At 40.6% G+C, this 26566-nt stretch carries 24 protein-coding genes and 4 pseudogenes; 15 read left to right on the top strand and 13 right to left on the bottom strand.

Annotation, left to right across the window (positions count from 1 at the left end; all coding sequences use genetic code 11):
• Positions 1-38 precede the first annotated feature (38 nt).
• Positions 39-753, bottom strand: a pseudogene (locus AAEY88_RS10625) (IS3 family transposase); the annotation flags it as partial.
• Between the two features lie 118 nt (positions 754-871).
• Here AAEY88_RS10625 and AAEY88_RS10620 point away from each other — a divergent pair.
• Positions 872-1578, top strand: a pseudogene (locus AAEY88_RS10620) (IS5 family transposase).
• Between the two features lies 1 nt (position 1579).
• Here AAEY88_RS10620 and AAEY88_RS10615 read toward each other — a convergent pair.
• The 3 genes and pseudogenes from AAEY88_RS10615 to AAEY88_RS10605 form a co-directional block, all read right to left on the bottom strand.
• Positions 1580-2033: pseudogene (locus AAEY88_RS10615) on the bottom strand (transposase); the annotation flags it as partial.
• Between the two features lie 329 nt (positions 2034-2362).
• Positions 2363-2794 carry a hypothetical protein gene (locus AAEY88_RS10610; RefSeq protein ID WP_350562220.1) on the bottom strand — a complete coding sequence of 144 codons (432 nt, stop codon included), beginning with the start codon at positions 2792-2794 and terminating at the stop codon, positions 2363-2365.
• A gap of 398 nt (positions 2795-3192) precedes the next feature.
• Positions 3193-3594 (bottom strand): DUF2511 domain-containing protein, encoded by a 402-nt coding sequence (locus tag AAEY88_RS10605; protein WP_350562218.1) that lies wholly within the window; start codon positions 3592-3594, stop codon positions 3193-3195.
• A gap of 108 nt (positions 3595-3702) precedes the next feature.
• Here AAEY88_RS10605 and AAEY88_RS10600 point away from each other — a divergent pair, with 108 nt between their 5' ends.
• Together AAEY88_RS10600 and AAEY88_RS10595 are read left to right on the top strand one after the other, a co-directional pair.
• Positions 3703-4695, top strand: a complete 993-nt coding sequence (locus AAEY88_RS10600) for a glutathione S-transferase family protein (RefSeq protein ID WP_350562216.1) — start codon at positions 3703-3705, stop codon at positions 4693-4695.
• 341 nt (positions 4696-5036) lie between these two features.
• A complete protein-coding gene (locus AAEY88_RS10595) occupies positions 5037-5786 on the top strand; it encodes a PAP2 family lipid A phosphatase (protein ID WP_350562214.1) in 750 nt (249 codons plus the stop codon).
• A gap of 5 nt (positions 5787-5791) precedes the next feature.
• Here the strand turns inward: AAEY88_RS10595 and AAEY88_RS10590 are convergent.
• Positions 5792-6271 (bottom strand): annotated as a pseudogene (locus tag AAEY88_RS10590) (manganese efflux pump MntP family protein); the annotation flags it as partial.
• A 162-nt stretch (positions 6272-6433) separates the two neighbouring features.
• On the opposite strand from AAEY88_RS10590, the gene AAEY88_RS10585 reads away from it, so the two are divergent.
• The 11 genes from AAEY88_RS10585 (at position 6434) to AAEY88_RS10535 (ending at position 16657) form a co-directional block, all read left to right on the top strand.
• Positions 6434-7042, top strand: coding sequence for a cytochrome b/b6 domain-containing protein (locus tag AAEY88_RS10585; RefSeq protein ID WP_350562212.1), 609 nt, complete (start codon positions 6434-6436; stop codon positions 7040-7042).
• Between the two features lie 19 nt (positions 7043-7061).
• Positions 7062-7736: a response regulator gene (locus AAEY88_RS10580; RefSeq protein ID WP_350562210.1), complete on the top strand. Its 675-nt coding sequence runs from the start codon at positions 7062-7064 to the stop codon at positions 7734-7736.
• Positions 7737-7896: 160 nt separating this feature from the next.
• Positions 7897-9387 (top strand): ATP-binding protein, encoded by a 1491-nt coding sequence (locus tag AAEY88_RS10575; RefSeq protein ID WP_350562208.1) that lies wholly within the window; start codon positions 7897-7899, stop codon positions 9385-9387.
• A gap of 81 nt (positions 9388-9468) precedes the next feature.
• The gene (locus AAEY88_RS10570; RefSeq protein ID WP_350562206.1) at positions 9469-10062 is read left to right on the top strand and encodes a hypothetical protein; all 594 of its coding nucleotides are present in this window, start codon (positions 9469-9471) and stop codon (positions 10060-10062) included.
• On the top strand, positions 10055-10375 hold the full coding sequence (locus AAEY88_RS10565; protein ID WP_350562204.1) for a hypothetical protein: 321 nt from the start codon (positions 10055-10057) through the stop codon (positions 10373-10375). Before AAEY88_RS10570 ends, AAEY88_RS10565 begins: the two co-directional genes overlap by 8 nt.
• A 60-nt stretch (positions 10376-10435) precedes the next feature.
• Positions 10436-11584, top strand: a complete 1149-nt coding sequence (locus tag AAEY88_RS10560; RefSeq protein WP_350562202.1) for an FAD:protein FMN transferase — start codon at positions 10436-10438, stop codon at positions 11582-11584.
• Between the two features lie 95 nt (positions 11585-11679).
• On the top strand, positions 11680-12417 hold the full coding sequence (locus AAEY88_RS10555) for a ferric reductase-like protein (RefSeq protein ID WP_350562200.1): 738 nt from the start codon (positions 11680-11682) through the stop codon (positions 12415-12417).
• An 86-nt stretch (positions 12418-12503) separates the two neighbouring features.
• Positions 12504-13202, top strand: coding sequence for a VIT family protein (locus AAEY88_RS10550; protein WP_350562199.1), 699 nt, complete (start codon positions 12504-12506; stop codon positions 13200-13202).
• Positions 13203-13438: 236 nt separating this feature from the next.
• A complete protein-coding gene (locus tag AAEY88_RS10545) occupies positions 13439-14107 on the top strand; it encodes a YceI family protein (RefSeq protein WP_350562197.1) in 669 nt (222 codons plus the stop codon).
• 1040 nt (positions 14108-15147) lie between these two features.
• Positions 15148-15387: a hypothetical protein gene (locus tag AAEY88_RS10540; protein ID WP_350562195.1), complete on the top strand. Its 240-nt coding sequence runs from the start codon at positions 15148-15150 to the stop codon at positions 15385-15387.
• 1060 nt (positions 15388-16447) lie between these two features.
• Positions 16448-16657, top strand: coding sequence for a hypothetical protein (locus AAEY88_RS10535; protein ID WP_350562193.1), 210 nt, complete (start codon positions 16448-16450; stop codon positions 16655-16657).
• A 419-nt stretch (positions 16658-17076) separates the two neighbouring features.
• Here AAEY88_RS10535 and AAEY88_RS10530 read toward each other — a convergent pair whose 3' ends face one another.
• The 7 genes from AAEY88_RS10530 to AAEY88_RS10500 all read right to left on the bottom strand — a co-directional run bounded on the left by AAEY88_RS10530 (position 17077) and on the right by AAEY88_RS10500 (position 23978).
• Positions 17077-17322 carry a hypothetical protein gene (locus AAEY88_RS10530; RefSeq protein WP_350562191.1) on the bottom strand — a complete coding sequence of 82 codons (246 nt, stop codon included), beginning with the start codon at positions 17320-17322 and terminating at the stop codon, positions 17077-17079.
• A 569-nt stretch (positions 17323-17891) separates the two neighbouring features.
• A complete protein-coding gene (locus AAEY88_RS10525; RefSeq protein WP_350562189.1) occupies positions 17892-18239 on the bottom strand; it encodes an extracellular solute-binding protein in 348 nt (115 codons plus the stop codon).
• Between the two features lie 192 nt (positions 18240-18431).
• Positions 18432-18974, bottom strand: coding sequence for a DUF3124 domain-containing protein (locus tag AAEY88_RS10520; protein ID WP_350562187.1), 543 nt, complete (start codon positions 18972-18974; stop codon positions 18432-18434).
• A gap of 98 nt (positions 18975-19072) precedes the next feature.
• A complete protein-coding gene (locus tag AAEY88_RS10515; protein ID WP_350562185.1) occupies positions 19073-19774 on the bottom strand; it encodes a TrkA family potassium uptake protein in 702 nt (233 codons plus the stop codon).
• A gap of 53 nt (positions 19775-19827) precedes the next feature.
• Positions 19828-21588 (bottom strand): potassium transporter TrkG, encoded by a 1761-nt coding sequence (locus tag AAEY88_RS10510; protein WP_350562183.1) that lies wholly within the window; start codon positions 21586-21588, stop codon positions 19828-19830.
• 438 nt (positions 21589-22026) lie between these two features.
• A complete protein-coding gene (locus AAEY88_RS10505; RefSeq protein WP_350562181.1) occupies positions 22027-23583 on the bottom strand; it encodes a TerC family protein in 1557 nt (518 codons plus the stop codon).
• Positions 23584-23873: 290 nt separating this feature from the next.
• A complete protein-coding gene (locus AAEY88_RS10500; protein WP_350562179.1) occupies positions 23874-23978 on the bottom strand; it encodes a YgjP-like metallopeptidase domain-containing protein in 105 nt (34 codons plus the stop codon).
• A gap of 66 nt (positions 23979-24044) precedes the next feature.
• Here AAEY88_RS10500 and cls point away from each other — a divergent pair, with 66 nt between their 5' ends.
• Complete coding sequence (gene cls, locus AAEY88_RS10495; RefSeq protein ID WP_350562177.1) at positions 24045-25484, top strand: cardiolipin synthase; 1440 nt, start codon at positions 24045-24047, stop codon at positions 25482-25484.
• Positions 25485-25497: 13 nt separating this feature from the next.
• On the opposite strand, the gene AAEY88_RS10490 is transcribed toward cls, so the two are convergent.
• The gene (locus tag AAEY88_RS10490) at positions 25498-26496 is read right to left on the bottom strand and encodes a putative RNA methyltransferase (protein WP_407074453.1); all 999 of its coding nucleotides are present in this window, start codon (positions 26494-26496) and stop codon (positions 25498-25500) included.
• Positions 26497-26566: the final 70 nt, after the last annotated feature.

Genomic DNA, 26566 nt, shown 5'->3' with positions numbered 1-26566 from the left:
GCTGTCAATATCACTGAAACTAACTTGGGAAGTTTTAATCAAGCAGTCTGAGGGTAAAAGCCAAACCACATCTGTCTTGGCGCTTTATAGCTTAAATCCTTCTGAATTCTAGTCTGGTTGTAATCCAACTCAATATACTTAATGATATCGCTGATAGCTTCGAATCTTATTGTATAGTCTTGATGATATACCAACTCATTCTTTAATATGCCCTAGAAACTCTCTATCAGTGCATTATCAAAGCAGTTGCCACGTCGTGACATTGAGCCTTTAAACTTATGCTGCGTGATGATCTTGTGATAATCATGACTACAGTATTGACTGCCTCTGTCAAAATGAACAATCAGTGCTTGACTGGGTCTTTTGTTCTTAATCGCTATGTTCAATACACGGCAAACTAAATCAGCCGTCATACGCTTATTAATGGCATAGCCGACCAGATCTTTAGTGTAGAGGTCTTTGACTCCTGCTAAGTACAACCAGCCTTCAAGAGTCCAGATATAGATGATGTCACTAACCCAAGCTTCATTAGGGCGATTGGCGTCAAACTTCTGCTCTAACAGATTTAGATAGACCAGCTTATTATGATTTGAGTTAGTGGTAACTTTAAAGCGCTTATGACGACGACATACGATGCCGTGCTCTTCTTTAAGGCTTCTAACCATATATTTACTGATGTGATGACCTTGAGATCTCAAATGTGCGTGCAGACGCGTAACGCTGTTTAGTCTCATTATGCGCCACTCTGACTAGGGCGTGTCATCAATTAGAAAGCATCGCTTAGAATACATTATACTATAATAAATTCACACTATTTAGGTAGATAACCATGACTCGCCGCCATGCACTTCGAGACGACTAGAGGGAACAAATTAAAGACTTACTACCAGGTCAAGAAGGCGATGCAGGTGCTACTGCTAAGGACAACCGTCTATTTTTTGAAGCGATTTTGTATCGCTACAAGACAGGCATACTATGGCACGACCTACCTGAACTCTCTGGAGACTTTAGAGTTATATACACTCGGTTTAGTCGTTGGTCAAAGAAAGGTGTATGGGCGCATATCTTTGATTGTCTGTCTAAAGAGCCTGACAATGAGTATGCGATGTTAGATTCAACCATCGTCAAAGCGCACCAGCGCAGCACTGGAAAAAAAGGGATCAATCCATCGGACATAGTAAAGGAGGATTGACCACTAAAATACACACCCGTACTGATACCTTAGGCAACCCTACAGGCTCTTACCTAACAAGTGGTGCCGCTCATGATCTATGTGATTCAGATGAGCTGTTAGATATCACTATTAGTAAAATTTAGCTTGCTGACAGAGCCTATGATGCGGATTCCCGAGTCCTTGAGCCTATCAAAGCAGTGACAGGGGACGCTATTATTCTCTCTAAAAGTAACCGTCTAGAACCTAGAGTGCTTGATGCAGAGTTATATAAGGCACGGCATTTGATAGAGAATTTCTTCGCGAAAATTAAGCAGTACCGTGCTATTGCAACGCGATATGATAAGTTGTCGAGTCATTTCCTAAGCGCTATTCATTTGGTAGCTTCGGTTGTCTGGCTTAATTGATGACACGCCCTAGTAATTCACTTTGATTACGGTGTATTTGCTGGTCACTGATATCACGACTCGCCCAGTCATAGTAGCTCGATGGCTTAATATCTAATACTTTGCACATTCGGGTGATGCTAAAGACTTTCTAGTTGTCTTCAATAAAGGCATACTTCACTGACTGTGCTTCGCGAAGTACGCCGTCGCCTTTTTTAGAATGTCTCGCTCGTCGCAAGCTACTTTAAGTTCTCGCTTCAGACGCTTATTCTCTTCTATGATAGACATGAGCTGTGAATCATATTGTTCCGATCCTACAAGTTTGCCTTGCTTGGCTTTGTTCTGCCAGTTAGACAGGGTTTGCATAGACAGTCCCAGTGCCTTGCTGTGGCACTGGGACTGACGTTGTTATCAGCTATCTTTTTAATGGCTTCTGCTTTAAATTCTGCACTGTAGCTTGGTGTTTTCTTGGTCATGGTAAACTTCTTGTCGAGTGGTTAGTTTACCAAGTTTATCTCTACGGTTTCTTCAGCATAGCTCAGGTTAGCTAGATAGTGATAAAAAAATAGGCCACTTTAAGTGGCTTATTTTTTTATGTTTTACCGTCGCAGTTGAATATTATATTCGTTCAGAATAGTGAATAATTTAAAATAACCTACCACCTTCAGCATACTGTCGTGTACAAGTCATCAAAATCATCAGAAAAAATTATAAATTAAAACGAAAAATGATGACAAAATTTTTTATAACAGTACTGCTATGCCGTCATGTATATTAGAAATAAGCAGCTTATTATGGGCGGTTTCTAAATGGATGATAAGCCAGCATACTCTGTGCCCTTAGAAAGCACATAGCGCTTGCTCGTTTGCCCATCAGTCAAGAAACCACCAAATGTTTGCGATACTGCACTGAATAAAATAATACTGACTGAGGTTAAAGCTTCTTCGGCTAACTCTTCAGTATGCAATAACTCTTTAGCTTTAGCCACACTAATAACAGCACAGCTTTCGTTCTCACTTAAACGTGGATTCGTTTCTTCGTTATAGTTTTTATAACAAAAGGCGATGGATACATACTCATCAGACCCAGCTAGCTCAGCAAGATAGGCTTTATCAATCGTTTTTGTGGCTTCAACACAGTTTACAGCCGGTTGCTTCTTTAGAGGCTGTAGTCTCTTACTGTGTACTATGTTAATGAAGGTTTCTTGTTGCGGTTTTATTTTGGTTTTAGATTTCATGGTTTAATATCCTTTGTCATTAAAGTTTATATAGTTAAGGCTTCGTAGGCTGGCCTGTTCCTCATAATTATGGGAATCAACTATGTTTTATAGTGTGCCAGTACGTTAGTGTCATTAGTATTCTATAGCTTTAATAAGTAAATATATGGGTATATGAGTAAATATTACTCAACGGGGAAATATTTATAGAACATAGCATGGCTCATTTTTAGTAGGTAGTCGATACTTTAGAACAGCCAACCCTCACTGTCAGTCGCTTTTATAAATACAAATTTTGGGACAAGGTTAAACGTACTGCTTTTTGGATAGTTATTCTAGAATTTTTTGCGTTTTGTTAGGATGTCTATAAAGCTCTTGTTTAATAGACAGAATATTAATGATACTGACAAACTTCCAATCTAAAAATTTGCAGTTTTCTCCAGTTCACATAACTTTAAGCCCATTTTATTAATATCGGTCATACTAACGTCGGGCTTTTCAATATTCCCAGTGTTAAGAGGCTGCCAGCCTAAATTTTTATCATTGGAGTACGCCTGTGCATCATCATTCAACGCATAAGTTATACCGTCAAAAGTATTAAAAGAGAGCGCTTTATTATCATCAATGTTGTCACACTTTATGCTTCCTTCTTCCACCGTAAAAGGCCATTGACCTTTAAAAGTGTGTTTCTCAATAATTTGCTCATTCATATAGGGATCAGTGATTACACTAATATTAATGATACTGACGGTTATGGCAGCCAAGATTAGAGCAATAATGATGACGGCTGCTATTAAAAAGCGAGATTTCAGCTTAGACATAAGTGCTTCTTTTGCATAGTGAGGTGAATTTTTTATCTACTAACAATTTGATCGTAGCAATTTTTAGATTAAAACCGTAATTAAAACTAAAGTAAACAGGAGATTAATATGGGCTTGTTAGTCGACGGTCAATGGCAAGACCAATGGTACGATACAAAATCTAGTGGCGGCCGTTTTGAGCGTAAAGCCTCTAGTTTTAGAAGTTGGGTGACCACAGACGGTAGCGCCGGTCCAACTGGGGTTGGCGGCTTTAAAGCGGAGCCCAATCGTTACCATTTATATGTCTCTTTGGCCTGTCCTTGGGCACACCGTACTATCATCTATCGTAAGTTAAAAGGCTTGGAGGGCATGATTACCATGTCGGTAGTCAATCCTATTATGCGCGATGAAGGCTGGACCTTTAATCCTGGTGAAGGTGTTATAGCTGATCCTATTTTTAATGCCACGCACTTATATGAGATTTACACCTCAGCCCAAGCGGATTATACCGGGCGAGTGACTGTACCGATTTTATGGGATAAAAAAACAAATACTATAGTCAGTAATGAATCCTCTGAGATTATTCGCATGTTTAATACGGCATTTGATGAGGTTGGTGCATCAGCAGGTGATTTTTCACCGCCAGAGTTGTTAGCAGAAATCGATGCGCTCAATGAGTTCATTTATCCTGCCATCAATAACGGCGTCTATCGATCTGGTTTCGCCACCACTCAAGATGCTTATGACGAAGCGGTGATTGAGGTATTTAGTGCGCTAGATACGTTAGAGATGCGATTAGAAAATTGTCGTTATTTGACTGGTAGCACGATAACCGAAGCAGACTGGCGACTATTTACCACCTTAGTACGTTTTGATAGCGTTTACGTGGGTCATTTTAAATGTAATTTACACCGTATCGTTGACTATTCCAATCTTTGGGGTTATCTGCGTGATTTATATCAGGTACCCGGTGTTGCCGAGACCGTGGCGATAGATTATATCAAAATGCATTACTACGGCAGCCATGACACTATTAATCCAACCCGCGTCATACCTGTTGGCCCTGATATTAATTTTAACGCGCTCCATGAGCGCGAGAAGTTATCAGTATTCAGTAAATAACAGGCGCATTGATCATAGGTAAATTAGTTAGTGCTAAGTGGTCAAAAAATCAGATAGTCCAAGCTAATTTGATACTTAGATAACGAGCGCTTGGGCCACCCTGTGTTCGTTATGTGAGCGCGCCTAAACTTAGTATGAAATACTTACCCTAACAGAAGGATCTTTAAAATAACGTTAATAGCATTAATTGTCTTCACACTATCTTAACGCCCCCCTACGTTATGATGACATAAATATCGCCAAAACTTAATAATAACGGTTGGGCTGTTCTGCATCACAGCTGATACCAACTGTTATTTTTGGTGTAACGAGATTTATATGGTGGATGATAAGGTGTGTCAATGAATCAAATGAATACGCGGCTGTTTAGGCAATGGCTGACCTTATTAACGCTGGCTATCCTGTCTACGCTGACGTTTGAGCACAGTCAATTAGACCTTCGCATCAGTGAGATTTTTTATGAAAATGGTCACTGGCTGCTCGAAAAAGACGCCCAACCTTACGCCTTTATCTTCTACGATTTCCCCAAAGCATTACTCATATTATTCGGTATTTACTTATTAATTGCCTTAATCGTCAAATATAGGCAAAGCCAGAATTCGATGACTGCCACTACAAAATCTACCTTTTCACGGCTACTTACAATTTTGTCCAGTCGTGAGATAGGCTATTTGTTAATCACATTAATAGCTGTACCTACCATTATTGCATCGCTTAAAGGGGTTACTCACGTCAGTTGTCCCAATCATTTATATTTGTTTAATGGTGATTTACCGTATCTCAGTATTTGGCAGAATATCCTCGCTAAAACTGACGCAAAATGCTTTCCTGCTGCCCACGCTAGTGCTGGATTTGCTTTATACGGATTTGCATATTTGCCAAGTCTACGGCGGCACCGAGGTAACGTCATTGTCGTAGCGAGTATTTTAGGCTGGACTATGGGGCTTTACAAAATGTTCATTGGTGATCATTTTTTTAGTCATACCTTAGTGTCGATGCTGCTATCGTGGACGTTAGCTTGCGGAATCGCTATCATTTTTTTTACTAAAACTGAGGTAAAAAATACGGAGATACTCAATGCAGCGGTATGACACACTGAAGCAAACCAGGTTCCTAACTGGCGTCCTATATAAACACCTACCATACTTAAAACACCTGTCGTGAGCGCGATAATCAGACAGGCCAGATAAGCATTAATTGCCAATAGATTTAACGTAAAACCAGCGGCTATGGCATCAATACTGGTAGCTATAGCCCAAGGCAGCAACGTTCGATGACTCACATTAATTCAAATATCATCGTCATTATCGGAGCGCAACTCATAGAGTAGCTTGAGTCCAAGCGCTACCAGTATTAAAAAAGCAACCCAAGAAGCCCCTTCAGCAAACCAGCCAAGCATAGTATACCCCAGCGCGTAACCAATCAGCGGCATCACTACCTAAGCAAAACCAAAATACACCCCAATGAGTAAGGCTATTTTTAGAAACTGTAGCTTAGCATCATGCCGATGCGTAGAACCAAGACCAATTGATGCTATAAATGCATTGGCTACGAGTGCTAAAGCTAACAATAGTATCTATAACATAATAAAATAGTCTTCTCTATAGTAGTACTTTCTGTAGATGTCATTACCTATCACTTACTGTTTAAGTGTTTAAAAATTTATAGCTCCCTAAGCTCGCCTTAAGTTTTATTTGTTGTAATAACGGTTAAACATACTGTTAAGCGAGTGACGACCATGAGCCAAAAACACACGACTAGTTTGATCGACAGCTCTAGTATACCGTTTTCAAACAATCCTAAAACTAGGCAAGTGAGGGTTTGGGACATTTTAGTAAGGATTACCCATTGGGCAGTCGCTGCTGGTATTATTGCAAATTTACTCTTTACAGAAGACGGTGGCGAGCTGCACGAATACGTAGGATATACCGTTGTAGGCTTAGTAGTCACGCGCTTGCTTTGGGGTTTGATCGGGACTCACTATGCCCGCTTTAGCGATTTTTTCCCCACACCTAGGCGTGTTAAGCGCCACTTGTCTGAGCTAAGTACCCGCCACGTTGATAAGCAGCATCTTGGTCATAATCCATTAGCAGCCATTATGATATTATCGTTATGGGCCGTTATTATAGGCTTAGGGATAACAGGTTATTTGATGGAATCAGGACTCCTCGGTAATAAAGACTTGCTTGAAGAAGCGCATGAGTTACTGGCAAATAGTTTGTACCTGCTCGTGCCTCTACATATCATAGCTGCCATTGCTATGAGTTATTGGCAGCGGCAGAATTTGATTAAATCGATGATAACCGGCAATAAAACAGTGACAGATAAGCCTTCCAATTTACAATAAACATGGCAATGGAATAAATATGGCACGCATATTATTAATAGAAGACGATAGTACCATCGCTGAAGGCATAATCCTTGGCTTAAAAAGCCATGGCATGATGGTCGATTGGTTTAGTGATGCCAAGCAAGGTGAAATGGCCTTGCAAGACGGTATGTTTGATGCAGTACTGCTTGATTTAACCTTACCAAAAGGTGACGGTATGACCATGCTCCGAAACTGGCGATCTAAACAGATAGATACGCCCGTATTGATTATTACTGCGCGCGATGCAATTGCCAATCGCGTGGCCGGACTCAATGCAGGCGCTGATGATTATTTGGTTAAACCATTTGCATTAGACGAAGTTATCGCGCGCTTGCAAGCATTGATGCGGCGTAGTCAGGGACGTAGTCAACCTGAGATTCGTTATGGCGAGGTAGCCTATCAGCCACACAATCAGCAAGTCTCGCATCGAGGCCAAATCGTTGAATTGACCATCAAAGAAGTGGCAATATTAGAACAAATGCTAACCCATCCTAAGCAAATCCATAGCCGAGCGAGTTTAGAGGACAAGCTGTATGGCTGGCAACAAGACATCGAAAGTAATGCCATTGAAGTGCATATTCATCATTTACGTAAGAAGCTGGGCAATGACTTTATCTTGACCAAACGCGGCGTCGGCTACTATCTCAATCCAGTATATAATCGTCTATAGTCAATCTAATATAATTTGGCTACGACGTCATGCTCATTTAGTCTACTGTTTGTGGCACTGTCATTCGTCTTTCTGATAGCCAAATTATTTTGAACCGACAGTATCGTAATTTGCATGTCTACGTTTAGATCATTCACTTTATTCCCTAATTTGTGAGCCTATGAAAAGTATCCAGCAACGGCTATTAACCTCCTTATTGATTGGTCTACCTCTATTATGGGTACTCACATCGAGCTTTATTGCGTGGCGACTGTGGCATGAAATCAATGAGATGAATGACACCCAAATCACGCAAGTTGCCCGTTACTTAATAGGCGTATCCGCTGATGAAGATAATGATAATGATAAAGACGATTATGACTATGATGATAAACAGGGTGAAAATAAAGAAAAGCACACTGCCAAAATTTATAACCTAAAAAGTAAGCAGCTGTCAGGCGACCTTGGGGATGCTGAAGATGACTATATGGGCTTTGCTATCTGGGATAAGGAGGGACGCCTATTAATGGCCGATGAAAATGGTCAGTCATTTGCTTTTCTGCCCGACCAGCACGGGTTTTTAGAAGAAGATGATCATACCTATCAGCGCCTTAATCCTTTTAGTAAACGCTGGCGTTTGTTTTATATTCACGATGAACACTCCCATAAGCATGAAAGTCGGGTGATTGCCGTCGGTCAGAACCTTGATTCTCGCCAGAAAATGATTGTCGATGCTATGTCCGTGCAGGTACTGCCGATGCTAGTGGGGCTACTGGCGTTTATAGGTTTGGTTGTTTGGTTGATTCGACGCGGATTTAGGCCCTTAACCAAGATTAGCTCTGAGCTTGAACAACGTCAGCCGCAAGATGATAGCCCTGTCACAGCAGAGGTGCCAAAAGAGATTCAGCCTTTGGTAACTGCCTTAAATATCTTATTTGTGAAAGTAGCTGACACCCTAGCGCGCGAGCAACGTTTTACCGCTGATGCCTCGCATGAGCTGAGAAGCCCGCTTGCCGCCTTAAAATTACAAGCTGACTTGTTGCAGCAGCAGATATTACAGCTATCAGGCATAGAAGATGATAGCCAGCTGTTTTATCATACCCAACAGATTAGCAAAGGCATTGAGCGCGCCACTCATTTGGTCGAACAATTACTAATTTTAGCCAAAATAGAGCCGCAACAACAATTACCTCCTGAGCAATTAGAAAAAGTAGACTGGCTTATGCTAACAGACGTTGTGCTCAGTGACGTTAACCGTTTGGCTCGTGAAAAGCATATTCAATTAAAGCGCACAGTACATTGCGACAATCCTGCCGATATTTTACCCATCCTTATCAATCCAATCTTATTCAAATTATTAATTCGCAACCTTTTAGACAATGCCATTCGCTATTGTCCAGAGGGGTCTTTGATTGAACTGCAGTTAGACACCAATGCCATTAGAGTGGTCGATAATGGCATGGGCGTAGAACCTCAGCAGTTAGCGCGGCTAAGCGAACGCTTCTACCGTCCAGCCGGTCAAAGCCAATTGGGTAGCGGCTTAGGTTTATCAATCGTCAATCGAATTGCCGAGCTTCATGGTCTTACGTTAGCGTTTACCAACCGCTCTGCACCGGAAACGGGCTTCATCGTCACTATCAAAAATACTATCAAAAACACCATCAAAAATTAAACGGCACTGTCTTAAGCTTGAGTTAATCTTCATTGCGTATGCTACTTGTATTCCCTAATAATATTATACGGAGTACAACCTATGAGCCTACCCTTGCTAAAACCTTTGTTATTGACTGTTGGTGCTACTTCATTAGTGTTCTTTGGCGGGGTCATTGCCTTGTCTGCTCAGGCGCCTAAGCCTGCTAGCGCCTTATCAGCAGCGGACTCTATGAGTCAAAGTACTGACATTGCCTCTCCTTCGTCTTATCTATCGTCTTTTAAAGCCGTCGCAAATCCTTTCACGTCATCTCCATCTGCTCAGCCGTCATCACTGGCTGCACTCACAGCCGTGCAAGCAACCATGCTTGCCAAACAAGACGCTCCTAATGCGCTATTGCAGTCTGCCCCAGAGCTCATCAACTATAACGGTACGGTTGCTTATGAGGTGAGATTAGACAGCGGCACTACTTATATTGACGCCAACCTCGGTACCATCCTAAATCCAGTCGCTAACTATAATTATCGTGTTGAGGGCTTTGATGACGACGATTATAAAGATGATCATCACGATGACGACAAACATAAGGAGGATAAACATAGCAGCAAAAAACACGACGACAAGCGTTATAAAGAGAAGGGTCGTTTAATCGCTACGAGCTATCAGCAGCATGATGAGGATGAATACGATGATTAATACCAAATCACATCCGATTAAAGTCACTACTAAGACTGCTAAAAAAGCGGATCCTTTTGCCTCTCTTAAAAGCGGCATTATGATGGTTTCGATCGCTGGCACCATGGCGGGATGGCTATTACTACTTAATCAAGAAACAAACAGTCCACCTGTAAACACCGCTATTTTAAGCACTGCGATTTCTGAGAATGGTGAGATGGCTATTGCGCCAACGCCAATTGTTGATATTAACCAGTTGCGACAGGTCAATGAAGTGGCAAGCGCACCTGTTGAGGCTATAAGGGTGGTCGCCCGTACGCGTTCTTCTCAATAAATGAGAAAAAGCTAACGGATAATAAGCTTAGTTTTTCTCTTAAAAAGGTAAGGGCTTAGAATGAAAAATGACGCACCTAATACAACTACGCCCCATCTAATGACCTTTAAACTGTCGGCGATGGGTTGCCACATTCAAATCAGCTTGAATATCACAAAACTGCACCTGCAGTATTCACAGGCGACAATAGACCAACAGATTGCCTTGCTTACAAGCGACGTTCAGCAGCGGCTAACTTACTGGGAGCGCATCTTTAGTCGTTTTGATGAGACCAGTGAGCTGATGAGACTCAACCATCATACCGACCAATGGACTGAGGCGAGTGCAGAATTATTCGAGGTCTTACAGCGTGCTATTCACTTCGTCTCAAAGACTGAAGGTCTAGTAACACCGACCTTACTAAAATCCCTTTGGGCAGCTGGTTATAAACAGTCATTTGAGACCTTGCCGAAAGTGTCTATGCCATCCGCACCCGTTATTAGCTCAAATGCCACCTCAAGTGTTACCTCAAATGCCACTCCAAATTTGCAAGATGCGCCCATTACGAATCAAGCCAGTCAGCACATAGTAGATATTCAGCTTCGTACATTGGCTGGCGGGCAGCATCAAATATATCTTCCAGCTGGCATAGCGCTGGATTTGAATGGGTATGTTAAAGGGTGGTGCGCTATGCAGTTGGCTGAACAGATCAGTCAAGTTCATAACTGGCAACTCCCCTGCTTAGTAGATATGGGCGGTGATATGGCCATTGGTGTTCCAAAAAATCAAAACGTAGATAAACCAATTACCCCAATTGTTTGGGGAGTTGCTATCGCTAAACCTTGCCTCATTGATGGTGAGCAGGTTCAAGATGAAGAAGATGTCGCAATCCTTACTCTCAGCTCTGGCGCCGTCGCCACATCTGGGCAAGACTACCGTCGCTGGTGGCATGAAGGCCGCTGGCAACATCATTTGATTCACCCTCATTACAATCGTCCGGTAACAAGCGATGTCCTAACCGCAACCGTACTGGCTACCGACACCATGACGGCGGAAGTATACGCTAAATATTGCGTACTCCTTGGGGTTAAGGAAGCGATGACATGGCTTAACAAGCATCATATTGCTGCGATTTTGATCGATACGGATAATAAGGTAATGGCATCCCCTGCTATCCGTCTAAATTTAATCCAGCCAAATTTAGTCCAGCCAAACTTAATGGCTATTTAACTTATTAAAATGACTACGTTAAAGAATAGGGGCGCTAAAAGATAGGCATTCCAAAAACAAACACGTCAAGTAGAGGCATTCATAGGAGCTTAGCCATGCACACCGACATTTCTACCGACAATCATACTGACTCTAATACTCAGCGTCTTCTGAAGCCTAATAAGCGAGCCACTACATTGACAGCCAAATTGACAAAAACAATTGCTCAGGCTCTAGGAATTGTATTAATCTTGAGTATTGCTATTGGAGTTGGCAGCTATGCGCTTTTAATGTGGGGAGAGACAGTTTCTCAACTATTGACAGCCACTGATAAACACTTTTGGTATTTATCACGTGCAGGCGGTGTTATTGCGTATACTTTATTTTGGTTAGCAGTCGTTTTTGGCTTGTTGTTGAGTACGCGTCTAGGCAAGTACTTTAATGCTGCCAGGGTATTTGCCTTACATCAATACTTAAGTCTGATTGCAGTAGGTTTTGCCGCTTTTCATGCGGGTATTTTATTAGCGGATAACTATCTTAATCTCAGTATATGGCAAATTTTATTACCCTTTGGTTTTCAGACTGACCGTGTGGGTGTTGCATTAGGGCAGTTAGGGTTTTGGCTATTACTTATCTGCGCATTTAGCTTTTATATTAAAAAATATATTGGTCAGTCAGTATGGCGATGGCTACACTTTTTAACTTTTATGGCTTATATGTTCATTAGTATTCACGTGTTTATGGTCGGATCGGACAGTCGGGCACTGCCTTTATTATTGTTTTATGCTGGTAGTCAGACGTTGGTTTTTTTATTGATGACCTATCGATTAGTAGCGTTAAAACAAGCCAAGTGACCGTATATCAAGTTGTATGAAATGGTGTGACATTATAGGCTACACTGACCTATTCTAATTCATGTCGACACCGTTTGGGGGTATATATGCACCATTCTATTCATGACGAAGCCCATCTGAGCAATCGTAATCATTGGTTAAGAGCAGCTGTATTAGGTGCGAATGATGGACTGATTTCAACGGCCAGTTTATTAGTTGGTGTCGCTGCAGCAAATCCAAGTAGCCAAACATTACTACTGACAGGGATGGCAGCGTTAACAGCAGGCGCCTTATCGATGGCTGCTGGTGAGTATATCTCGGTATCATCACAAGCGGATACCGAAAAGGCAGATTTGGATAAAGAACTTCATGAGCTGACTTATAATGCTGAGCGTGAGCTTATCGAGCTGACAAAAATTTATGAGACACGCGGACTTGATCCTATTTTGGCCCATCAAGTTGCGGTGGCTTTGACCGAGCACGATGCGCTTGAAGCTCATGCCCGTGACGAGATAGGCTTGACGGACCTCAGCCAAGCAAAACCGATTCACGCATCAGTGGCCTCGGGATTATCATTCATTGCTGGCGCCATATTGCCAGTTATTGGTATTTTGATATTACCAGCGCAGACACTGATTTGGTCACTAGCATCGTTGACCGTAGTCGGTTTAATCCTGCTTGGTATAGTTTCCGCACGCTTGGGCGGTGCGCCTGTTATCCCTGCTACTACTCGGGTAGTGGTCTGGGGGGTTTTAGCAATGCTTGCAACCTCCTTGATTGGGCGCTTATTTGGTGTGGCTGTTTAGCCTATATTTTATTTTTAAAAATTATCTCGTGAAATCGTCTCGTATTGTCCCGTTGTCTTCACATTATCTTAACGGCTGGCTAATTATAGTAGTAGAGATTTAGCTAGAACTTGATACTGACATTTAAATATTATCCAATATTTATTGTACTAACAAACTCACTTTATTGAATATTTAAAAACAAAATATAAATTGATTCATGGCTATTTACTCGCCACTATGTAGTGGCAGAAATCATGATGGTCAAGGAAGATATTCCTACAGGGAACATCCAGCAAAGGAATGTAGCGATGAATCGTTTGTTGTTTAACCAAGTCGTATCCTATCCTCGTTCCCCTCTAATAGTAGTGTTATTGATGGTAAATTGTGCTGCTAGTAGTTATGCCGCCAACTACGTCATCGATCCTGCTCGTACTAATGTACGCTTTACTATTGACTACTTCAAAAACGCTACCAATACCGGTGGCGTCTACAACGTCATAGGGCAGCTGCAATATGACCCGCGCGCAAAAATAGGCAATATCTCCCTGGTTATCCCCATAAGCTCCTTAAGTACAGGTAATAAAAAGTTCGACCTTAAGCTAACCAGCTCTAAATTTTTTGATATGGAGCAATTTCCACTGGCTTATTTTAAATCTACCAAATGGTATTTTACTAATGACCAAGCGAGTCCGCAGGTCACACAAGTTGATGGCAAACTAACCCTACATGGAGAGACCCATCCGGTTACCTTAACGGCGACCAAATTTAATTGCTATCTTAGTCCGATTGTCAAAAAATCAGTCTGCGGTGGGGATTTTATTACTACGATTGATCGGACGAAATGGAATATCAATAAATATACCCTACTGGGAATAACTAAAAACCTGACTTTAAATATCCAAGTCGAAGCGGCTAAGCTATAGCTAAAAAACACTGGTTTGATAGACATGGACTGGAGACACAAAAACCTTATCTGATTTATCAAATCGGTATGGCTGACACCAGTTCAATAATTTGGCCGTTATGATCTTATTCTACTAGACTGCACGAAACTACCCTGAGATTAAAGAGCGCGCACCTTTATGCTTATTGAAGCATTGAGCGTCTCTATGTGTTGAAAATACTAAAGACAGCTATGTACAGGCCAAACCTTAGAAACTATAAAGACTGGGCTAAAGCCATTAATAACGAGGTTATCAGATAATTAGATTTCAATAACGTCTGTTTTTTATTCAAAACGCATTCAAAAACCATGCTATATATCCGGCCATCGTATTTTTGATTACTGGTTTATTCCTTATCGCTCTAACTTAAATTCTCACCGATGGCGCCCTCTACACAGGACGATCTTGATGTTCACCAATATCAAACTTTAAGATGAAAATCTTGTAGTTTCTAAATGCAATAATTAGTAATATACCGCTGAGTATGAATTTTTGACCGTTCATCATCTTCTTAATTTATTTTTGTAAGCAAATGGCTTATCCTAAGTCTTCTTGACGCTTCAATTTACCTATTTTAATGTCGTTTATTATAAACCCTGTCAGTTGATGGCTACTTTCATCTTGCGGATAATGGCACTTAATGGTATTTCGTCAAACTCAGTGGCGACGTTTATCAGGATCTGATTATTAACCTTAACTGAATTGGTTTTATACTTGGCAATTATAATTAAACAATTAGAGACAACATTGCCTTAATTATTAGATAAATGGATATCCATCCATCTCCAAACTCGCCAAGCAAAATAATATTTGGTAGCCTTCTTTTTTTACTTAATATGCAGAAAGCAAAATAACGCTATAGAATTTTAAATACCTATAAATATATACTCAAAATGTATGCTGAAAGATAATCGGCTATGTCCTGTTGTGCCTAAGAAAATATTCATGTTTAAAAGTCTCTATCCATAATGTGGAATTATTTAAATACTTATTCACTAAATAAATTGAAGAAAAAGAATATGATAAAAACTGGCGATAAACTCCTATGTACGGATGGCAATGATTGTTATGTAGAAGGGAAAACCTACACGGTAGGCAGTTTTGTCAATGGAAAATACTTTGAATTATTGACGGGCTGCGCTGACGATCATTGGTATGCCACCATGGATGATGAGGGTATCCATGTCCGCTTTAATATTATGAAAGATGATTATAGTGATGCTTGGTTTAATCAGATAGATAACGATATTTATACCTAAAAACAAAGGTAGCAATAGTAATTAATTCTATTCAATTGCTTAGAAATTATGATGACTTATTCTTGCATTAGCTTTGCACTGAGTCATCTTTTCATTACCCTTGATGTTTTTACTATGAGTGTTATAGCAGTAAACCTACCAATATTTAACAGAGAAAATCATCAAGAAGATTTGATATACTATAATTAATCCACTCTAAAATCACTACAGCAAGCATGGCTAGGGGAGATTTTCTAAGCTTCTAGAATGGCTAAGCTGCACAGCAAGCGAGAAAATTTTGTTAGCCTTATGAGTTGATATGCTGACTCTGTTTTATTTAGTATGTACTATATACACAGCATTCTGAATACCCTTCATGCTCACGTTCTAATGCACTATTTTATGCTTAACTGATCAGTCAAATCTCCTCTAATACCATATTTTTATATTCCTACTATTATCAATTATATTTTTAATATCAGATATTCAACTAATAGAGTGTATAAAAGAATGCGAAGTTTACTGCTCGCTGACCATTGAACATTTCTGATATATGCCTGTCTAAGATACATACCTCTCTAAATAGTGTGGTTACTCCCAACAAATTCATTGGTAACAGTCAGTTAAAATCTTGTATTATGTCATCGTGATAAGCAATATCAAACTACCTGCTGTTGTAATCAATATAGCGGGCTCGTATACCAATGTCTATCGCTCACTGTCAGTTGTCGCCTGAGTGTCTTTAAGGCTTGCCTGCTACCTTTATATTACCTTAGCCTTAGAGCGCTATGATGGTTATCTTAAGAGGTAATTTCTATAGCTTGATACCCGTACCTTTAACGGCTATTTTTACCTGGTGGTTATCTGTCTGACTATGATTGAAGGGTTAATAGCTATTCGTCACTACATTTGTGTATACAAATTTTTTGACAGACTTTAGGTTTGGTGTCTATACTCTAAAGTATGCGTATAAGCAGTAGTCGAAGATATAATTTAGTAGATTAGTTATATAAGACAGTTCCTATACGCATTCTTATAGTGTATATTCACTTATATAAATTTAATAAAGGAATATAAGAAAATGCAAAAAAATATGCATGGTATATTATTAACAGATCACGAAGTATCACTGATACATACCTCATTAAATAACCTGCAAAGAGATTTAGTCAATCGTTTTAGATCTCTAAAAGAAGTCACTGCAGAAGGGGATGAAATTTGGGTTGGTGATTATGACAAAATACAATTAAGTGCCATTGATTCAATTCAGAAAAAATTATCGGAGATTTAAATCGAGATTAGAGATGTGTGTCTATCTATAAGATTGATACCTCTACGAAACATTAAGCGATCGACTGTCGTTCAAATTATATTAATAGGTTCAGGTTTTTTAGTTTTCTTTTAAAAATAAATATAACGGATTTGAGATAATGCTTTTGATGTTATTGACGTTCATCTTAGTAGCGATTAGGAATAAATGTACGCTTTGTTGTCTTGGTTAAGGCGAGCCAAAACTGACTTCATAATTATAGGCCAACCAAAATTTTTAAGTTTGTTGTCGTAGAATTAAGAAAAAATAGGGGGCATGTGCCCTACGGTAGAGAAACGCTCCGTATGCAAAAACTTGAGAAAGTCAGACATAAAGTAACTTTGTTGTCGATGATTATTATAGATTATAGGTCTTAACCTTTAACTACTCATGCAAGCTATTTAGAACCCTGCCTCACCTAAGCTCATTGCGCTTATCTTAATCGGTACCGCGAACAACCATGCCATACCACCGGTACAGAAAAAACTGCCATCAGTAAAAGACACAATACGAGCGGTGAAATCATTGTTGATTTGATCGGCCATCGCTTCCTCATCGCTACTATCCTCTACGGCGCACCATATTTGTTGATCGCCACGTTTTAGCATGGCACGAGTTAAATCACTGCCTGTTAGTTTATTATTCACCCTGATAACTCCTAATGACTGGCTATAATTATTAAACTATAAAAGAGCGTCGATAATAAAGCCTTTTTATAGATGTAATCCCTTGACCCTCTCTGAAACGTTACCGATTATGACGGTACGACAAATGGGTATCGCTCTATATTCTATAAACTTTGCTACTCTATCTAGTAAATATTATACGAATAGCCTTATTTTTAGGATGAACGGTACAATTATTGTACGATTACAAATTGTCCAATAACAAACTTATGACCTGTTTATAACGCTACCTCAGCTTGTATTATTTCAAGATTTTTGATGGGTAAAGAGTGTCGCTTTTAATTACTCACTCCCTGTAAAAATAGCTATGATTGAATATAAAGGCGCCGCTTCTACATAGTGGGTACGATTCAAATTAATAGAGCCAATCCTAAAGACCATATAGTCGCTCCAATTTAAAAACAATATAGTGCTGCTGGTATGAACAACTTCCTTTTATTTTGAACTGACTATACTAAGAACTGAGCCTATCATATTGCCTTCATTTTTTAATATAGCGCAGTTAACGATTCGCCTTTGTCTACAATATCTTAGTTGAGATAAATTACCGAATTATTCCTCTTATTTGCAATCATCAACGTGCGGGCTGCTAAATTAGGAGAGGCATAACCAATTTCTTCACTAACGATTTTGGCATTTTCAGGGCGTATTAAGTAATTGATAAACTGATGTGCTGCCTCTACTTGCTTAGCATTTTTGGGAATGATATTGAGGGCTTCAGTGCTGGTAGCGGTACTGTCAGGAGTCGCATTATTAGAGTTGCTACAGCTGGAGAGCGTCAACCCCATAGCCGTACATAATAATGCTGTTGAGATCAATCGAATAGAAGTATGGCCAAAGGGGCGAGCAGATAAATGGGACGATGGTAGATATAGCACGATATCTCTCCTCGATAAGACAAACAGATAGACAATCGACCCAGGACATAGTCGATTATAGTGCTGTATTTAGTCTACACTACCATTTAGAAGACAACCATCATTTAGAAAACAATCAACATTTAGAAGACAACTACCTGAATTAATTTAGTTTTTGACGTAACCCTGTCGCTCTTAATAATTACATCTCAATCAATGCACAACCGGCGTCCCTTCTGTACTAAATGAAAAGGCTTTATTACTAAAATTACCGATCATGACCGCCTCAATAACGGGAGTAACCGTATCATCTATACCTTCGACTTCAATGATAAAGTTTGCACCTGAGCCGCCTTTATCCTCTTCTTTTTCGACGATATAATTGAGGGTTGCCATTGCTGGTAGCTCAATTGGATTTTTGACATACGACTTTACAAAGTCACCATCGGTGTCGTAATAATCGATTTTATTAATATATAGTGATTTTTTTAGAGTGGTATTACGTACGCTTAAGGTGGCCGATAGCAAGACTTTGCGATTTTCTCTATCGGTATAGATATCTGAGTAAATCGGTACATAAAAAGTTTGTTTATAGCGAAACTGGCTACGATCGATCTTAGTAGTCACTTCAAGCTCTTTAATAGGGTCTTGATGCTTCTCCGAAAACATAGTATTTGGGTTTTGTACCGATTGATCACAGCCTGACAATAATGCCAAGACCGCAATACATAGGACGGATACGCGGCACTTGTTCATAACGTTCCCCTTTATCAGTTTATGTATCTATTGTTTCAAATAACCGTTAGGTCGAACAGCTATTATTTCAAACAGCTATCAATTAACATGCCAGCCAATTAATGTACTTTGACCCCAACACTACGTAAAAACTGATTGATATGTTTGTTAGCACCATAGACAACCAGCACATCCTCATGCTGTAACACTTGCTCAGGAGCAGCTAAGCCTTGAATACTGGGCTTACTTTGAGCGCGACCAAAACTGTCTTCATAGTGCTCATAGCGCATGGTGCTCAGCAGCTTAATATTAAACTTAGGTTCCAGCTGTAGTTCATCAACTGTTTTGCCAATCAAGGCAGCTGGAATACTAATCTCGACCATACTAAAGGTATCAGTCAAAGAAAAAGAGTCAACAAAATAGCGTAACGATAGCCGTTTGGCCCAGCGTATCGCCGATTCTTTTTCGGGATGAAAGATGTCATCGACCCCAATCGCTTGTAGGACCGTTTCATGTAAAGGATTGATACTGCGACTGATTAAGCGCTGTGCTTTTAGGGTTTTAAATAGTGCAGTCGCCATGACATTAGCGCCTTGGTCTTCACCAATCGCCACCACTACGATATCCGTATCGATAATTGGTAAGCCCTTGACCGTATACTCATCGGTCGCATCCATACAGATGGTATGCGAGATGACCTCTTTATAAGCTTCAACTTTTTGCATGCTGCTATCGATAGCAATCACTTCATGGCCTTGGCTGGTGAGCGCTATGCCTAATGATGAGCCAAAACTTCCTAAACCCACAATAATATATTTCATAATGTTCCTTGTGCATAAAGCAGCGGTAGCGTATAGCGATAACAACAGCGTGATCAGTTAATCGTAATCTCTTCAGTGGGATAACGATAATTACGTTGACGCATATTTTTGAGTAACGCAATAAAAATAGTCAGCATGCCCACCCGCCCAACAAACATAATCCCTGAGACCACAAGTTTACTAAAGGTCGATAAATCAGCAGTCAGATTTAAGCTGAGTCCCACCGTGCTATAAGCAGAAAAACACTCAAAAACCACTTTAATCAAATCAAGCTCAGGCTGGTCGTAGCTGATCAGTGTCACACCCGTACCAATTACCAATAATGATAGCCACATAATAGAGAACGCTCGACGAATGGAGATGTCAGCAATCTCACGCTGGAACACCTCAACTCTAGCCTGACCGCGTGCAAGACTCAAGGTATTTAATAGCGCAATCGCAAAGGTACTGGTTTTGATACCGCCGCCCGTCGAGTTTGGAGATGCGCCAATCCACATCAAAAATATCGTCAACATAATGGTTGGGAACGCCAGCGCATCCATATCGGCAATATTAAACCCAGCAGTTCGCGGCGTGGCAGCCGTAAATAACCCTGTTATTAGCTTGCCATAAAAGCTACGATGCTCAGCAAGTATGCCGTGGTATTCAAACATCATAACCCCCACTAGCCCTATTAACAGTAAAGCACCGGAAGTAATTAAGGTGATACGGCTATTGATACTGAGTAGCCACGGCTGATAAGTATAACGCTGGTCATTGCGATAGAGCGCCTGCTGGGTACGGTGACGCAGGTAGCGCAGCAGATTGACCACAATCACAAAGCCCATGCCGCCAAACAAAAAGGTAGTGCTAATAATCAGTTGGAGAGGATAATTAAAGCGTAGCGAATCATCATATAAACCAGCACTAAAGGTAGAAAACCCTGCATTACAAAACGCAGAAATCGCATGAAAAGCCGAAAAAAACAGGCGGTCAGTTAGAGTCATTCCCGGTAAGTCATAAATGCTAATATAAATCAAGATGGCGGCCAGCGCCTCAACCCCAAAGGTCACATATAAGATAGACTTAAGGGTGGTAACCACATCGCTCATCCGCCTTGAGTACGTCATCTCGCCCATACTTAGCTGAGTTTCATAACTGACACCGCCCTTAAAAAAATAACTAAAATAAGTCACAAAGGTTAGGATACCTAGGCCACCAATTTGAATCAATCCTATAATAATTACTTGTCCAAAGGTAGTGAAACGGGTCGCTGTATCTACCACAATAAGGCCGGTGACACAGACCGCACTGGTGGCGGTAAATAAGGCATCAACAAATGATATGGGTTGGGTGGTGGCATTGGGCATCATTAGTAGCAACGCCCCCACTAATATCACCGATAAAAAACTCAAGATAAAAAATTGACCTGGGTTTAAAAAAGCACGATTGAGACTAAAGTTGTTATCGGATATTTCACGGATAAAAGTGACGAATACCGCAATTTTAATAGCAATAAAGCCATCAACTGGCATCGATAGTCCTGATTGCAGTAAAGCTGTAAAATGAACTAAAAGCAAAATAATGATCGCCAAACCCGTTAGCGAATCAAAAATCGCTACTTTATTGACTACTAACGGCGTTTTTGAGCGAATATAACGCCCTACTGTGGCGACAAACCCTAATAAAATAATGGCTAAATAGAAGATATGAAAGATGTGCTGTAACCACGTCGATAGCGTAAAACCACTATCGACTAAGGCGACCCCGACTCCGATGATACTAATGACAATGGTAAACTTATTTAACAACCGATACGGTAGGGCTGCGTGCATAGCCTGAGTCCCTTAAAGGGGTGGTTAATTCCAACTAGACTTTTGAGATAGTATAGGCTCTTAAGATAAAACGATTGGCAGTATACTGCTGGTTCAGCTATATATATAAAACATAATGCAGTAATAATATAAACGTATCGATCCCACTATAAGAAATGATCACTATAAGAGAGCCTTGTTTGCTGCCTGACCACAATAAGACAGTCTTCAATATGATTGGGGTCGTTTAGCTTCAGTATCTATAGTTGATTCATTTTAAAACGGATACGGTGTGGCTAGAAGAAATTTTTACCGCCTCTGGAGTGGTGAAGCCGCACAGCAAGCAAGAATTTTTTTACCAGCCACAGGTAATTATTAGTGTATCTATTTTATTTTGTATTAACTGTCTCTTTGCTTGCAACCATTTTATATTAGGCTGACTGTGTTTTTGGTCCATACTTATAGGCTTATTTTTTCAATCTTTATTAATAAAATTCTTGATGATAGGGTTTCTAAAACTGTAAAATTATAACCTTCAGTACTAATGTGGTCGTTAACTTGGGCAGCACCTTTTAGTTGCGAGTTTATATAGCCACCAATCGTTAGCTGTTCAACATTACATAGTAAATCAGGCTCATGTAATTCAAGGCGTAGTTGGTTTAAGCTGACAGTACCTTCGGCTATCCAGTGGTCCTCTTGTTGTACGATCTCTAAGGTTTCATCTTCATCGGGAAACTCACCGGCAATGGCTTCAAACAAATCTAAGGGCGTAACCAACCCCGCCAGTTGTCCATATTCATCTATCACTACTGCTAAGTTACCCTTAGCATTTTTTAATAGATTGATAAGACGTAAATTGTCGATAGTATCAGAGACAAAAACTGGTTGTTGTTTGGTGAGTAAAGGCTGCAACGCGGCATGAACATCGCTAGGGTTGTTATTAAGTGCTGCTAAAATATCTTTAGCACGCACCACCCCTAAGACCTTGTCTAACCGTTCATGACAGATAGGTAACAAACTATGCGGGGTCGCCAATACTTGATGGCGAATCGCTTCTAAATTACCAGTAATATCAACCCAAGATACCTCTGAGCGCGGGGTCATAATGGTTTGTACATCTCGTTCACTAAGAGCAAGAACGCCACTAATCATATAGCGCTCTTCTTGAGCAAAAGGCAAAGGTGGTACCAAGGTATTATTTTCTACTAAGGTATCATCATGATTGTTTTCTTGTGTTTTTCCGCCCATTAGCTTTAAGATATTATCGGCTGCTCGATCTCGCAAGGGGATTTGATCTTCGTACTTGGTACGATTCCGTTGGACAAATTGATTAAAGGCTTCGATAAGAATAGAAAAACCAATGGCAGCATATAAGTAACCTTTAGGAATATGAAAACCTAACCCTTCAACGATTAAACTAAAGCCAATCATAAGTAAGAAGCTCAAGCATAAAACGACCACAGTAGGATGCTTACCGACAAAATCAGTCAAGGCTTTAGAGGCTATAATCATAACAATCATAGCGACAGTAACAGCGGCCATCATGACGCCAAGTTGCTCTACCATGCCAACAGCCGTGATTACCGCATCAAATGAGAATACTGCATCTAAGATAACGATTTGAGCAACGACAGCAATAAACCCGGCATAGACTTTACTTTTATTGCCCGTTTCTGGTTTCCCTTCTAACCTTTCATGCAGCTCAAGAGTGGCTTTAAATAATAGGAACACCCCACCGACCACCAATATTAAATCTCTAACTGATAAAGCAAAAGCACCATAAGTAACCACTGGGTCAGTCAACGTCACCAGCCACGACATCACAAACAGTAAGCCTAAACGCATCAATAGGGCGAGAGACAGGCCAATATTTCTAGCTTTATTACGCTGATGTGGCGGCAGCTTGTTAGCGAGAATGGCAATAAATACAAGATTATCAATACCCAAAACAATCTCAAGGCCGACTAAGGTTAAAAAGCCAAGCCATATCGATGGATCGCTTAAAAGCTCTATCATTTAATGTAGTACTCGCTGTTAAAAGAAACTATAAATAAAGGAAGTCATCAAAAGAAGATTTAAAACATCAAGTTTAATTCAAAATAGAATTAACCTACAGCACTTTTATCAACCCTTACAATCCTCTCATTTTTACCGCTCCCAACAGTAAAATTTAAGGGCAGTGTGCATTTAAGGCAAGTCATAAAAAGTTCTTTAGCTAACCCTCACTCATTCAAATATAGCTCTGCCCTATTATCGAGCTTACCTTTAACTCCTTTTTAATTTGGCATCACTTGGATCAGTAAACGTCAAAAATACTCCCTATGATTATAGTCCGCAATATGACATAGCTCGTGCAGTATGACGTAATCAATACATTTTTTGGACGCTTTGACTAAATGGAGGTTGAGCATTAGAGTACGTTATAATCAGCAAATAATGCTGATTAATATCTCAAATAACAATAATAGGCTGCCCTGATGGCTATAAATATACTACTAACCCTTCATTTTATATTACTGCTGCTCATATCTTTGCGAGTCTTAGCACGTCACGATTTGACCTCATCTGCACGCTTAGCATGGCTAGTGATATTGTTTGTCCTGCCTTATATCGGAGTACTGGTCTATTGGATGTTCGGTGAAATTCACCTAGGTCGAAACTTTGTGCGCCAGCATCATGAGATTATCAATAGATTACATACTAATGACCCTGAAGTAATGGGCAGTAACTCCTCATTAGCAGAAGCGATCAAACCGGAATATCAAGCCGCGTTTGCCTATTCTGCTAACGTCACTGGCTTTCATACAACCTTGGGTAATCGTGCTGAATTGATGGCAGATGCTGCTGAAACTCGGGCACGGATGATTGCCGATTTTGATGCAGCGACCGATCATATTCATGTGCTGTACTATATTTGGCTGATCGATGGGATGGGCATTGATACCGCCCAAGCACTAATGCGTGCTGCTAGGCGTGGTGTCACTTGCCGAGCGATGGTCGATGGAATGGGCTCACATAAAATGGTAGGTTCTAAACTATGGCAGGAAATGAAAGACGCAGGCGTACAGGTCAGCGTAGCGCTACCGATTCGGAATGTTATAAAGGTGTTATTGTTTAGTCGTATTGATCTGCGTAATCACCGCAAAATCACTGTGATTGACGGTAAGATTGGCTATTGTGGCAGCCGCAACTGCGCCGATCCTGAGTTTCGAGTGAAGCCTAAGTACGCGCCTTGGGTAGATATTATGCTACGGGTTGAAGGCCCTGTGGTGGCCCAAAACCAAATGCTCTTTGCGAGCGATTGGTTGACTGAAAACCCCAATACACCCGCTGATAGCTTTTATTACGATACGGAAGCAAAGCCTGATGGCTTTGCCGCCCAAGTATTCGCCGACGGTCCTACCCAGCGCCGTGGCACAACACCGCAGTTTTTGGGCGCTCTTATCAGCCAAGCTCAGCACACGCTGATTATTTCTACCCCCTACTTTGTACCTGATTATTCACTAGTCAGTATCTTATGCGCGACCGCTCATCGCGGTGTTGCAGTCACCATGATTTTCCCAAAAAACAATGATTCATTTATCGTAGCTGCTACCAGTCGTAGTTATTATTGGGAACTGCTCGAGGCCGGTGTCAAAATTTATGAATATAAACCAGGCTTATTACATGCTAAAACTTTGACCGTGGATGGTGACATCAGCTTAATCGGCTCAACTAATTTAGACTTACGTAGCTTTGATCTGAATTATGAAAATAACGTAGTGATAAGTGACAAAGCGCTCACTGCTGACATCATTGAACGGCAATACCAATATATCGCTGACTCCGAAGAAGTAAAACGCGAGCAAGTAGAAAACTGGCCGCTGCCTTATAGAATTTGGAACAATATCGTCGCCACTATGGGGCCAGTTTTATAGCATGAAGGCTACTTTATATATCGGCATTTTTTTGTAAAATATAAACTATAAACTTGGCTTCGGTATCAAACGGTTTGGTCTTAGCCGTTGCCAGTAGCGCTTGGCAGCTCTCAGCTCGTGCGCGATAGGCATAAGGAGTCATGGTCAATAAATCAGTCAATGCCTCTGCTGATAAGCTCAGCGGTGTGCTGATATGATGCGTCTCTACAAGGGTAAAATAGGGCGCTAAGCTGGGCAAAAACTTATCCGAGTCATGTTCACGGACACTATCAAACAAGGCCTCGCGTATCGTCGTTAAGTGGCCGACATCAGGCTTAGCAATGACTAAATAACCATTATCAGCCAATACTTCTGCAAATGCAGTGGGTAATATCGGACTAAAAATACTGCTGATGCCGGTAATACTATGCGGACGTAACGGGAGATGAGCGGCACTGGTCACTAACGGGTAAATAACAGCCATTTTCTTTGGCTTTTCTGCTTTCTCATTACTTTGTTGATACCACAAACGATTTGCAACTTTGCTGACTTTAGCAAATTCTATCAATGCTGGCTTACTGATATCAGCGGCAATTAAAGTGTCCATGCCAGTTTGTGCCATCGCTTGAGTGTAATAACCATCGCCACAACCAATATCTAACCAGCGTATCGGCGATTCAGCTCTAGATATGTCAGTATTATCAGTTTCAGTATTATTAGTTTCCGTTTCATCCTGTGCTGATAACCGCTTTTTTGACAATACCAATTCCATTTGCTGACAAACGAGCATTTGTAGCGGCTGATAGTATCCTGCTGCTAAAAAACGCTGACGCGCCTCGATAGATTGCTGACTGTCACCGGGAGCTTTGGACTTTTTTTGTTGTACGGGCAATAGATTGACATAACCTTGCCGCGCCACATCAAAAGGATGAATAGTTTGCTTGGCATTTAGGCTGCCATCACAGCGCCAGGTATCTGCTGCAGGTTGCAAGGGAGATTGACAAATCGGACAAATAAATAAGGACACAAATATCTCAACATCATACAAATATGGTTAGCATCTTAGCAAAATTTGCCTATATTAAGCGACAAAAAAGCCATCT

It is taken from the genome of Psychrobacter sp. CAL346-MNA-CIBAN-0220 (assembly GCF_040309805.1).
In the GTDB taxonomy this organism is placed as follows: domain Bacteria; phylum Pseudomonadota; class Gammaproteobacteria; order Pseudomonadales; family Moraxellaceae; genus Psychrobacter.
The sequence above is the reverse complement of the archived record's forward strand: the minus strand, read 5'-3'. Positions and strand labels throughout refer to the sequence as shown.

Bases quoted from the DNA above. Each gene is read 5' to 3' on its own strand.
- AAEY88_RS10610 (WP_350562220.1), bottom strand. From the start codon at position 2,794: ATGAAATCTAAAACCAAAATAAAACCGCAACAAGAAACCTTCATTAAC.
- AAEY88_RS10605 (WP_350562218.1), bottom strand. From the start codon at position 3,594: ATGTCTAAGCTGAAATCTCGCTTTTTAATAGCAGCCGTCATCATTATT.
- AAEY88_RS10600 (WP_350562216.1), top strand. From the start codon at position 3,703: ATGGGCTTGTTAGTCGACGGTCAATGGCAAGACCAATGGTACGATACA.
- AAEY88_RS10595 (WP_350562214.1), top strand. From the start codon at position 5,037: ATGAATCAAATGAATACGCGGCTGTTTAGGCAATGGCTGACCTTATTA.
- AAEY88_RS10585 (WP_350562212.1), top strand. From the start codon at position 6,434: ATGAGCCAAAAACACACGACTAGTTTGATCGACAGCTCTAGTATACCG.
- AAEY88_RS10580 (WP_350562210.1), top strand. From the start codon at position 7,062: ATGGCACGCATATTATTAATAGAAGACGATAGTACCATCGCTGAAGGC.
- AAEY88_RS10575 (WP_350562208.1), top strand. From the start codon at position 7,897: ATGAAAAGTATCCAGCAACGGCTATTAACCTCCTTATTGATTGGTCTA.
- AAEY88_RS10570 (WP_350562206.1), top strand. From the start codon at position 9,469: ATGAGCCTACCCTTGCTAAAACCTTTGTTATTGACTGTTGGTGCTACT.
- AAEY88_RS10565 (WP_350562204.1), top strand. From the start codon at position 10,055: ATGATTAATACCAAATCACATCCGATTAAAGTCACTACTAAGACTGCT.
- AAEY88_RS10560 (WP_350562202.1), top strand. From the start codon at position 10,436: ATGAAAAATGACGCACCTAATACAACTACGCCCCATCTAATGACCTTT.
- AAEY88_RS10555 (WP_350562200.1), top strand. From the start codon at position 11,680: ATGCACACCGACATTTCTACCGACAATCATACTGACTCTAATACTCAG.
- AAEY88_RS10550 (WP_350562199.1), top strand. From the start codon at position 12,504: ATGCACCATTCTATTCATGACGAAGCCCATCTGAGCAATCGTAATCAT.
- AAEY88_RS10545 (WP_350562197.1), top strand. From the start codon at position 13,439: ATGATGGTCAAGGAAGATATTCCTACAGGGAACATCCAGCAAAGGAAT.
- AAEY88_RS10540 (WP_350562195.1), top strand. From the start codon at position 15,148: ATGATAAAAACTGGCGATAAACTCCTATGTACGGATGGCAATGATTGT.
- AAEY88_RS10535 (WP_350562193.1), top strand. From the start codon at position 16,448: ATGCAAAAAAATATGCATGGTATATTATTAACAGATCACGAAGTATCA.
- AAEY88_RS10520 (WP_350562187.1), bottom strand. From the start codon at position 18,974: ATGAACAAGTGCCGCGTATCCGTCCTATGTATTGCGGTCTTGGCATTA.
- AAEY88_RS10515 (WP_350562185.1), bottom strand. From the start codon at position 19,774: ATGAAATATATTATTGTGGGTTTAGGAAGTTTTGGCTCATCATTAGGC.
- AAEY88_RS10510 (WP_350562183.1), bottom strand. From the start codon at position 21,588: ATGCACGCAGCCCTACCGTATCGGTTGTTAAATAAGTTTACCATTGTC.
- AAEY88_RS10505 (WP_350562181.1), bottom strand. From the start codon at position 23,583: ATGATAGAGCTTTTAAGCGATCCATCGATATGGCTTGGCTTTTTAACC.
- AAEY88_RS10500 (WP_350562179.1), bottom strand. From the start codon at position 23,978: ATGCTCAACCTCCATTTAGTCAAAGCGTCCAAAAAATGTATTGATTAC.
- cls (WP_350562177.1), top strand. From the start codon at position 24,045: ATGGCTATAAATATACTACTAACCCTTCATTTTATATTACTGCTGCTC.